Origin of the sequence: Neorhizobium sp. BETTINA12A (assembly GCF_023006485.1) — a bacterium.
Taxonomy (GTDB): domain Bacteria; phylum Pseudomonadota; class Alphaproteobacteria; order Rhizobiales; family Rhizobiaceae; genus Neorhizobium.
Genome location: NZ_JALBGW010000050.1, coordinates 20,823 through 30,552 on the forward strand (window position 1 = coordinate 20,823; position 9,730 = coordinate 30,552).

The window sequence follows — 9,730 nt, forward strand, 5'->3', positions numbered from 1 at the left end:
GGCAATTCCCTCTTTCCCGTGGCAGGCACAGCAAAGAGGGAATGAACCATTGCGCTCTTCCGAGACTATTTTTTCAGCGCCATGCCGACGCCCTTGCAGACGAACTTGGTCGAATAGGCCTTCTTGTAATCAAGGTCGGCCGGTTCGACGCCGATCGAGACCATAGACTCGAAGAACTTCTTGTAGCGCTCGTCGGTGATGCAGCCGATGCCCTTGGTTTCGGCGTCGCCGGAAACCACGATGCCGTATTCCTTCATCTTGGCGATGGAATAGGCGATCTGGCCATCCGTCATTTCCGGATTGTCCTTCTTGATCAAGTCGTTGGCGGCTTTGTTGTCACCATAGAGATAAGTGTACCAGCCTTCGAGCGAGGCATCGACAAAACGCTGCACGACATCCGACTTCTTGTCGATCATCGTCTGCGTGGTGGTGATCATCGTCGAATAGGGGCCGTAACCGGCATCGGCGATCAGGAACACTTTCGGCGTCCAGCCGGCCTGCTTTCCGATCTCATAGGGTTCGGAGGTCAGGTAACCCTGCTGTGCGGAAGCCTTGTCGGCGATGAAGGGGGCAGGGTTGAACGTGTAGGGCTTGAACTGCTCGTCCTTGAAGCCTTTGAAGTTCTTCTTCATCCACTCGAAATAGGTGGTGTAGCCTTCCTTGCCCATGAAGATGGTCTTCATCTTGGCCAGGTCCGCGAAGGTCTCGACACCGGCATCGGGATGGGCGAGCAGGACCTGCGGGTCCTTCTGGAAGATCGAGGCGACACTGACCAGCGGGATGCCCTGCTTGACGGCATCCATGTCGCCGAGCGGACCGCCCATGTAGAAATCGACCTTGCCGGCGATCAGAAGCGCGCGGTTGGCGGCATTCGGGCCACCCTGCACGATCTTCACCTTCAGGCCATGCTTTTCATAGGTGCCATCGGCGGCGGCCTGGTAGAAGCCGCCATGCTCGGCCTGGGCGAGCCAGTTGGTGCCATAGGAGACTTCGTCGAGAGCTGCAGCCGGTTGAGCGGCGAGCGCCATCGCCGAAAGGCCGAGCGCGGCCAGAAAACTCTTCATCATCAATGATTTGGACATGTCGCTTTGTTCCCCTGTTAAACCGTGCGGCATCGTGAGAGCAGCTTATGATGGACATTTGTACGGTTGCGTTGCTCTTTGAAAAGCATCAAAATTCGTTCACATTGATGCCTTTAGGGCAGCGCTCGAATTTTAACCTGCCAAATTGTGGTGCATGATCAAAAAACATGCAATGAGGGGCTTCGGAGAAAATGCTGCACTCGCGAAAACTTCAATATATAGACGAGATTGCCCGTTGCGGGTCGATCCGAAAGGCGGCCGCCCGGCTGAACGTCGCATCGTCGGCGATCAACCGGCAGATATTGGCCCTGGAGGAAGAGTTTGGGGCGCCGCTCTTCGAGCGGATGCCGCGTGGGCTGAAGCTGACCGCAGCTGGCGAGCTCTGTATCGAGCACATCCGGGAGGTGCTGAAGACCTATGAGCGGATGGAAGCGCGGATCCGCGGTCTCAAGATGCCGCAGGCCGGCAAGGTGACACTGGTCTCGACCGTCGGGCTCGCCGCAGGGCCGCTCCCCGAGATCATAGCCCGCTTCGTCGCGCAGCATCCGCGCGTGCGGGTTCATCTGCGCAATGACGGGCCGTCGAACACGATGCAGCCGGTGATTACGGGGGAGGTGGATTTCGGGCTTGGCTTCAACATCCCGGCGACGCCCGGCATTCGGACACTTGCCAATTTCGACATACCGATCGGCGTGGTGATGCCGCCGGGGCATCGGCTGGCGGCGGAAGAGGGGCCGGTCGATCTTGCGGATGTCGTGCAGGAGCCGCTGGTGCTTGCACAGTCGGGCACCAGTTTGCGCAACATCATCAACCTGGCGCTATCGCCGCTGTCGATCGCGGTGGAGCCGCTGGTGGAAAGCAACGCCTCGGAAATGCTGAAGAAGCTGGTCAAGGCGGGCACAGGGCTGACGTTGCTCAATCCGCTCGACGTGCTGTCGGAATGCCGTCGCGGCGAGCTGATCTTCCGGCCGATCGCCAACCCGCACGCGCGCCATCAGCCGATGAAGCTTTTCGCCCGCGCCCGGACGACGCTCGATACGGCGACCAGTCTGTTCGTGGAATTCCTGCTATCGGAGCTTGCCGCGATGGTCGCCGAGCTGCAGGCCAAGGGCCATCTGCCGCTCCAGCCGCATGGCCGGGACGCGCAGCGCGACGAGGGTTAGCGGGAATAAAGTTCGTCGAGCGGAAAGGTTTCGAATTCCCGCAGCATCTCGATGAAGCCCGCGACCTGATGGCGGCAGATAGCCGCGCCCTTTTCGGCGGTGCCCTTCGAGGCGTCGCCGACGACGCCGTGGGGGTTCAGGTCATGGGCCACCCAGGACAGCACGTGCGGGGGGGCAGGCTGCATGTATTTCGAGCGGCTTTCCGCCTTGGAGACGAAGTTCTGCGCGTTCTCCATCCGCACCAGTTCGGGGCGGAAATGCAACATCAGCGAGGTTTCGACTTCGCCGCCATGGATACCGTATTTCTGCTCGTGTTCGCTGATCAGGCCGGGCGGATTGCCGAAGCGGCCCCATTGCGTGCCGATCACCGCCATCTTGTAGCGGACACGCAGCTCGCGGCCGACGATGCTCATGATATCGACATTGCCGCCATGCGAGTTGACGAAGACGAGCTTCTTCACCCCGGCCTCCGCCACCTTGGCGCCGATCGCGGTCCAGGCGGGGATCAGGATCTCCGGGCCGAAGGACAGCGAGCCGGGCCCGTAGACGTGTTCGTTCGCCTTGCCGATCTCCTGGGTCGGCAGAACGAGGAAATCGAGGTCGTCGGGGCGTTGCGTCTTCAATTCGGCCAGCATGCCGTTGGCGATTGCCACATCGGTTGCGATTGGTAGGTGAGGACCGTGCTGCTCGGTGGAAGCGATCGGCAGGATGGCGATGGTCTTTTCAGGCGAAAGGCCGGCGAAATCGAGTGTGTTGAGTTCGTTCCAGTAAAATGGCTTGCCCATGCTGTCCTGCCTTTCTGCATCTTGTTTTTGAGGGGTAGGAGATCGGGCACATCTCGAAAAGCATCAATTTCCGCCTAGTCTGCTGCCTTTTTGAGTGCGCTGTTTCGAGCCTTCTGTGCCAAGTCGGGAAAAAAGCTGATTTCACTAAAATTGCATCTTTCGGTTTAAGCGGCCCGAAATAGCGTCTGGATAGGATGAAGCCATTCAAGAAACGGCATCCAAGCCGTCCGAAGAAAAGGGTGCAGAGCCATGATCAAGAAGCTCATTATCTCCGCAATCGTCCTGACGGCGCTTATTGTCGGCAAGGAATCGCGGGCAGCGGGTGTCGGCGGTTTCGCTCGCGTGCTGTCCGAAAATGTGGCAACCGAACGCCATGAAGGCGCGATGAAAGATAGATTGCTATCCGGCGATCAGGCGCGGAGCCCGACCCGCGAGCGTCGTCCGATCCTTCCGACCTATCATCATATCTGATCCGGAGCGACTCTCCTCGCTCCCGTCCGTTGCAGCACGACGGACCGGCCCGCCTTCCTTCCATGGGGAGGCGGGTTTTCGCCATTCGGCAATTGCGATGCTTCAGGTTTGCAAAATGATTCCGCAGGCTTCCGGAACGCGTTGTATTTAATTGAATATTTAACGTTCTACGCGAGGTTAGGCCATCTTTCCCGTCCAAGTCCGGAAAGCCGCCGAACCAGCCAACCCCGCGGCGGTTGTTGAAATAAGGAGCGATGCAGGTGCGGATTTCGATCAAGCATACTTTGATATTGGCTTTTGTTGTCTTGAGCCTCGGCATTTTGGGTCTCGTGGGCAAAATGCTGTCTCAGGAGATAGACCGCTACCGGAACTCCACCCGGCTCTCGGAACTAGCACAGCTCGACGAAGCACTTTTCAATGCGTTGATCGGACTACGCGGCGAGCGCGGCGGCATATCTTCGGCCATCAAGATGGAACCTGCCGAGGTCGCGTCCAGCCGCAAGAACATGGATACCGGCCGCGAGTCGATGGACAAGGCCTTCTCGGCGGTAAAGACCCTGACCGCCAACGTCGAACAGGCGAGCCTGCGCAACACGATCTCTCCCGTCCTCAACGCCTACACGCAGTGGGCGGGTTATCGTGCGACTGTCGACACCGCGCTGATGCAGGCAGTCAAGGATCGCGATCCGGCACTCGGCAAGGCCGTGCTCGGACTTGCCGATACGATGCTGGCCGATCTCGAAAAGGCCGCCAATCAGGTCGAGGCCACCATCAATGCGCGCGGGCCGGGGATGCTCATGTTCACCCAGATCCGCTCCCTTGCCTGGACGGCGCGCACGCAGCTCGGCACCGCCAACTCCACCTTCGTCAGTGCTCTGATTGCCAAGCAGCCGCTTGCCGCTGACAAGCTGACGGAAATCGCGGTTCAGGATGCACGCGTGGCAACGGCGTGGGATGTCATCACCCAGCTTTCCAACGCGGAGACGACGCCTGAAAAAATCAAGACGCTCTACCGGACGGCACAAACGACCTATTTCGCCGGACCTTATGCCGAACAGCGCAATGGCGCCCTGAAGGCGTTTCAAGCCGGCAAGCCCTTCGATATGGCAGTCGACGACTGGCGCAAGCCCGCCGCGCCCGCACAGGCTTCGATTGCCGATATGGCCTCCGCCGCGCTCGACGAGATGACGAGGCTGACGGCGGAGGAGGTTGCTTCCGCAAAGCAGTCCATCACCATCTATAGCGTTGCGACCCTCATCGCTTTTGCGCTTTCGCTTCTCGGCATCTACACGGTCATCGTGCGGATCGCCAACCCGATCAGCCGGTTGACGGGTGTGATGCGCACGCTCGCCGGCGGCGACCTTTCCGTCGAAATCCCGGGTGCTGCTCGCACCGACGAGATCGGCGACATGGCACGCGCGGTGGAAATCTTCCGCGAGGCAGCGCAGCAGAACCGCCAACTCGAGGCGGATGCGGAAAGCTCACGCAAGGCGGCGGAAGCCGAACGCGCCGAATTCCAGCGCAGGGCAGAGTCCGAAGCCGAGGAGCGGCTGACCCAGGCCACATCAGAACTCGCCTCCGGCCTGCAGCGTCTTGCCGCCGGCGATCTGCTGTGTGAGATCGACAGGCAATTTTCCGCGCAGTTCGAATCCTTGCGTCATGACTTCAACAGCTCGGTCCGCCAGTTGCGCACCGCGCTCGAAGGCGTGAACCTGACCGCCCAGGGTGTTCGCAGCGGCAGCGACGAGATCTCAACTGCTTCCGACCAGCTTTCGAAGCGCACGGAACAGCAGGCCGCATCGCTGGAGCAGACAGCGGCGGCGCTGGAAGAAGTGACCACCAACGTGAAGCAGACGTCCGAAAGGGCGAGCGAAGCACGAGAAATCGTCCGCGATGCGAGCTCCCGCGCCCAGAGCTCCAGCACGGTCGTCTCCAATGCCGTCAATGCGATGCAGAAGATCGAGATGGCGTCGAACCAGATCAGCCAGATCATCGGCGTCATCGACGAAATCGCGTTCCAGACCAACCTGCTTGCCCTTAACGCAGGTGTGGAAGCCGCCCGCGCAGGCGAGGCGGGCAAGGGATTTGCAGTCGTTGCCCAGGAAGTCCGCGAACTGGCGCAGCGCTCGGCCAAGGCCGCCAAGGAGATCAAGACGCTGATCGGCAATTCCGAAGCCGCCGTCAACCAGGGCGTGGTTCTCGTCAATGATACCGGCGACGGTCTCAAAGAGATCGCCAAGCTTGTCGCAGCGGTCAACCAGCACATGGAGGCGATCGCCATCGCGGCAAACGAGCAGGCGTTAGGCCTTTCGGAAATCAACACGTCCGTGAACCACATGGACCAGATGACCCAGCAGAACGCCGCCATGGTCGAAGAAATGAATGCGGCCGGCGCTACTCTGGCGCAGGAAAGCAGCCGCCTTTCCGAACTGCTGGCGCGCTTCGAAGTGAGCCGAAACAACGGGCGCGATCAGCGATCGTTCGCTCCCGGACGGCTGGCCATGGCCAGCTAAGGAAGCGCGCCCGACATGCCGCCTGGTGCCTTTGCAGGCGAGGGGGCATCGATCGAGACTCTGAAAACCGCCGGCTCCTTTGCAAGGGCCGGCGGTTTTCATTTTCAGCAAGACTACCGGTTTATATGAGGTTTTCCCCATTCCGCGATGGCGATGCCGCCGAGTGCGAGCGCCAGCGCGACGATATGGAAAAGCTGCAGGCTCTCGCCGATGATGGCGACCGAGAGCAATGTGCCGAACACCGGCACGAGATTGATGAACAGCCCGGCCCGGTTGCCGCCGATCTCCTCGACGCCCTTGATGTAGAGCACCTGCGCGATCAGCGAGGCGAAGATGCCCGTATAGAGCACCACGACCCAGCCTTTCGCATCCGGCCAGATCACGCGATCGGCCGAATATTCCCAGAATACCAGCGGCAGCGAGAAGACCATTGCAAAGAAGGCGGGGACCGCCATCAGCGTTCGCCAGTCGATCTTCGGGCGCCATCTGAGCGCCACCGTGTAGATTGCATAGGCGACGACGGCGATCATCATGATCGCGTCGCCGAAGTTGACGGTCAGCGTCACCAGCGCGCTCAAGTCGCCGTGGATGGCGGTGATGATGCCGCCGAGGAGCGTCAGGGTGAAGCCGAGGATCTGCGCCCAGGAGACCTTCATCCGGAAGAGGGCGAAGTTGATAACGAAGATCAGCATCGGGATGACCGCCTGCTCGACCGTCACGTTGATCGCCGTCGTGTAGTTGACGGCGGTATAGAGCGCGCCGTTGAAGACGACATAACCGACGACGCCGAGGAACAGGAGAATCGGCAGGTTCTTCCTGACGACCGGCCAGTCCTTGATGAGCTGCGGCACGGAGATGGCGAAGATGATGGCGACGGCGAAAAACCAGCGCCAGAAGGTCAGCATCATCGGGCTCACATGGCCGACGGCGAGCTTGCCCGCTACCGCATTGCCGCCCCAGGCCAGGGTTGCAATGACGAGCGAGAGATAGGCCTTTTTATGCAAGATGGTCTCCGGCGCCGGAAAATGACGGTGGTTTCAGGGGTAACGGCCCGGGAAATAGCGTGCAGTCCACGCTTTTGTCACGTAAAAACCACGGCCGAGTGACAAACAGGTCGCTTTCCGTCTGACGAGGCTTTATAGATGCGGCCGTTTGCAATGCCTCTGAGCAGGTTCCATCCGCCAAAGGCAGTGCATGCAAAATCAAATTGGCGCATCGACCGTATATCAATATTGATCTACGGAAGGTGCGCGTGTGGTCGCGTGGGGCTTTGCCCGCAATACAGGAAATGCAGATGACGAACGTAGTCGTGGTTGGTTCGCAATGGGGTGACGAAGGCAAGGGCAAGATCGTCGATTGGCTTTCTGAACGTGCCGATATCGTGGTGCGTTTCCAGGGCGGTCACAATGCGGGCCATACGCTCGTCATCGATGGCATCAGCTATAAGCTTTCGCTGCTGCCCTCGGGTATCGTCCGTCCCGGCAAGATCGCCGTGATCGGCAATGGCGTTGTCCTCGACCCGCATGCGCTGCTGGCCGAAATCGAAAAGCTGGGCGCGCAGGGCGTCAAGGTCACGCCTGAGAACCTGCGCGTCGCCGATAACGCCACGCTGATTCTGTCGCTGCACCGCGAGCTCGACGGCATGCGCGAAGATGCAGCCTCCAACAGCGGCACCAAGATCGGCACGACCCGCCGCGGCATCGGCCCGGCATATGAAGACAAGGTCGGCCGCCGCGCGATCCGCGTCATGGACCTTGCCGACATGGAGACGCTGCCGGGCAAGGTCGATCGTATTCTCACCCACCATAACGCGTTGCGCCGGGGTCTCGGAGAGAAGGAAGTTTCGCACGAGGCGATCATGCAGGAATTGACCTCGATCGCCGACCGTGTGCTACCCTTCCGGGAAACCGTCTGGGAACTGCTCGACAAGCAGCGCCGCAAGGGCGCGCGCATCCTCTTCGAAGGTGCCCAGGGCTCGCTGCTCGATATCGACCACGGCACCTATCCGTTCGTCACCTCGTCGAACACGGTTGCCGGCCAGGCGTCTGCCGGCTCCGGCATGGGGCCGGGCGCGCTCGGCTATATCCTCGGCATCACCAAGGCTTACACGACCCGAGTCGGTGAAGGCCCGTTCCCGACCGAACTCAAGGACGAGATCGGCCAGTTCCTTGGCGAGAAGGGGCATGAATTCGGTACGGTCACGGGCCGCAAGCGCCGTTGCGGCTGGTTCGACGCAGCGCTGGTGCGCCAGTCGGTCGCCACCAACGGCATCACCGGCATCGCGCTCACCAAGCTCGACGTGCTCGATGGCCTCGACGAGCTGAAGATCTGCGTCGGCTACATGCTCGACGGTGAGCAGATCGATCATCTTCCGGCGAGCCAGGGCGCCCAGGCTCGCGTCGAGCCGATCTATGTCACCCTCGAAGGCTGGAAGGAATCGACGGTCGGGGCACGTTCCTGGGCGGATCTGCCAGCCCAGGCGATCAAATATGTCCGCCAGGTCGAGGAATTGATCGGTGCGCCCGTTGCCCTACTTTCCACCAGCCCGGAGCGGGACGACACCATACTTGTGACCGACCCGTTTGAAGATTAAAGTCAAGAATTGATTACCATTCGGCCGGCCTTCGGGCCGGCTTACATGAGAAAGTGCTGATGGCTGATTTTGTAGCGGTGATCCGCCGCGCCGTTGACGGTCTGGCGAACAATACGCCGGAGATGCGTGCGAAGGTTTATGAAAAGGCTCGTGGCGCCGTCCAGCGGCAACTCGAGAACATGAAGCCGCGTCCGCCTGAAGACATGCTGCGGCGGCAGCTCGACAAGCTCGAAGCCGCTATTGTCGACGTCGAGAGCGAACATGCCGAAGCGCTGGGACCGATAGCCGACGACGCAACTGCTGTGGATGCCCAGCCGGCCGAGGGGGCGCCTCCCGTCGAGCGGGTTTCCGAGTACCAGGACGACCAGCAGTCCGCTGCCGAACCGGCTCAGGTGCCGGAAAACCATGAGCCGGCAGAGACGCCGGCCGCATCCGAATCAGCCCCCGTCGTTCGCGCAGAGCGGCCCGTCTTTTACGAAGACGGTTATGAAGAGCCGGGACAAGCCGTCGTTCAGGCCGAGCCCGCCGAGCCGGAGCCGGTCGCGCAAGAACCGGCCTATGTTGAGCCTCCGGTCTCCGAGCCGGCCGTCCTCCACGAGGAGGAAGAGGCAGCGGCAGTTGCCGATCAGCAGGAGCCCGCCGTCCAGCAATATGGCGATTGGCGGGACGACGTACCGTCGGAACCGCCGTCATCCGAAACTCACCCTTACGATCATACCGAGCAGGCGCCCGAGGCTTCGCAGGCTTTCGACGAGAGCACGATCGAGTTTCCGACGGCGGCACCGCTGCCGGCGTCCGAGCCGGTTGTGCCGGAACCGGTCAATGTCGAATCGGTGGCTGCCGAACCGGTCGATACCATTGAGAACGATGCCGCCGGGAACGAAACGCCCGAGGACGATTTCCCCTATCCGACGCGTGGCGACCAGACCGTTCAGCAGGGCGCTCCGGAGTTCGTGGAGTCATGGCACAGCGAACCGCATCCGTTCGAAGATCAGCATCCGGTCGAGGACCGGATGGAGGTCGAGCAGCCAGCCGAGGAGCATCAGCCGCCGGAACCGGCCAAGCCGGTAGACGAGGATTGGGGCTGGGAGGTGCCGGCTCCGGCCGAGCCGCCGGCGCCGAG

At 61.1% G+C, this 9,730-nt stretch carries 7 protein-coding genes and 1 pseudogene; 5 read left to right on the top strand and 3 right to left on the bottom strand.

What is annotated here, in order from left to right; genetic code table 11:
* Positions 1–65: 65 nt before the first annotated feature.
* Complete coding sequence (locus MOV61_RS14700) at positions 66–1,082, bottom strand: ABC transporter substrate-binding protein (RefSeq protein WP_038589017.1); 1,017 nt, start codon at positions 1,080–1,082, stop codon at positions 66–68.
* Between the two features lie 191 nt (positions 1,083–1,273).
* On the opposite strand from MOV61_RS14700, the gene MOV61_RS14705 reads away from it, so the two are divergent.
* On the top strand, positions 1,274–2,245 hold the full coding sequence (locus MOV61_RS14705) for a LysR family transcriptional regulator (RefSeq protein WP_247037846.1): 972 nt from the start codon (positions 1,274–1,276) through the stop codon (positions 2,243–2,245).
* Here the strand turns inward: MOV61_RS14705 and MOV61_RS14710 are convergent.
* Complete coding sequence (locus tag MOV61_RS14710; RefSeq protein WP_247137088.1) at positions 2,242–3,030, bottom strand: creatininase family protein; 789 nt, start codon at positions 3,028–3,030, stop codon at positions 2,242–2,244. The genes MOV61_RS14705 and MOV61_RS14710 overlap by 4 nt on opposite strands.
* Before the next feature lie 249 nt (positions 3,031–3,279).
* Between MOV61_RS14710 and MOV61_RS14715 the strand changes: the two genes are divergently transcribed.
* Positions 3,280–3,501, top strand: a complete 222-nt coding sequence (locus MOV61_RS14715; RefSeq protein ID WP_247137089.1) for a hypothetical protein — start codon at positions 3,280–3,282, stop codon at positions 3,499–3,501.
* A 338-nt stretch (positions 3,502–3,839) separates the two neighbouring features.
* Positions 3,840–6,014 (top strand): methyl-accepting chemotaxis protein, encoded by a 2,175-nt coding sequence (locus MOV61_RS14720; protein WP_247137090.1) that lies wholly within the window; start codon positions 3,840–3,842, stop codon positions 6,012–6,014.
* A gap of 113 nt (positions 6,015–6,127) precedes the next feature.
* Here the strand turns inward: MOV61_RS14720 and MOV61_RS14725 are convergent, their stop codons facing one another.
* Positions 6,128–7,018 (bottom strand): DMT family transporter, encoded by an 891-nt coding sequence (locus tag MOV61_RS14725; RefSeq protein ID WP_038544648.1) that lies wholly within the window; start codon positions 7,016–7,018, stop codon positions 6,128–6,130.
* A gap of 290 nt (positions 7,019–7,308) precedes the next feature.
* Here MOV61_RS14725 and MOV61_RS14730 point away from each other — a divergent pair, with 290 nt between their 5' ends.
* The gene (locus tag MOV61_RS14730) at positions 7,309–8,607 is read left to right on the top strand and encodes an adenylosuccinate synthase (protein WP_247137091.1); all 1,299 of its coding nucleotides are present in this window, start codon (positions 7,309–7,311) and stop codon (positions 8,605–8,607) included.
* A 59-nt stretch (positions 8,608–8,666) separates the two neighbouring features.
* A pseudogene (locus tag MOV61_RS14735) lies at positions 8,667–9,730 on the top strand (hypothetical protein); the annotation flags it as partial.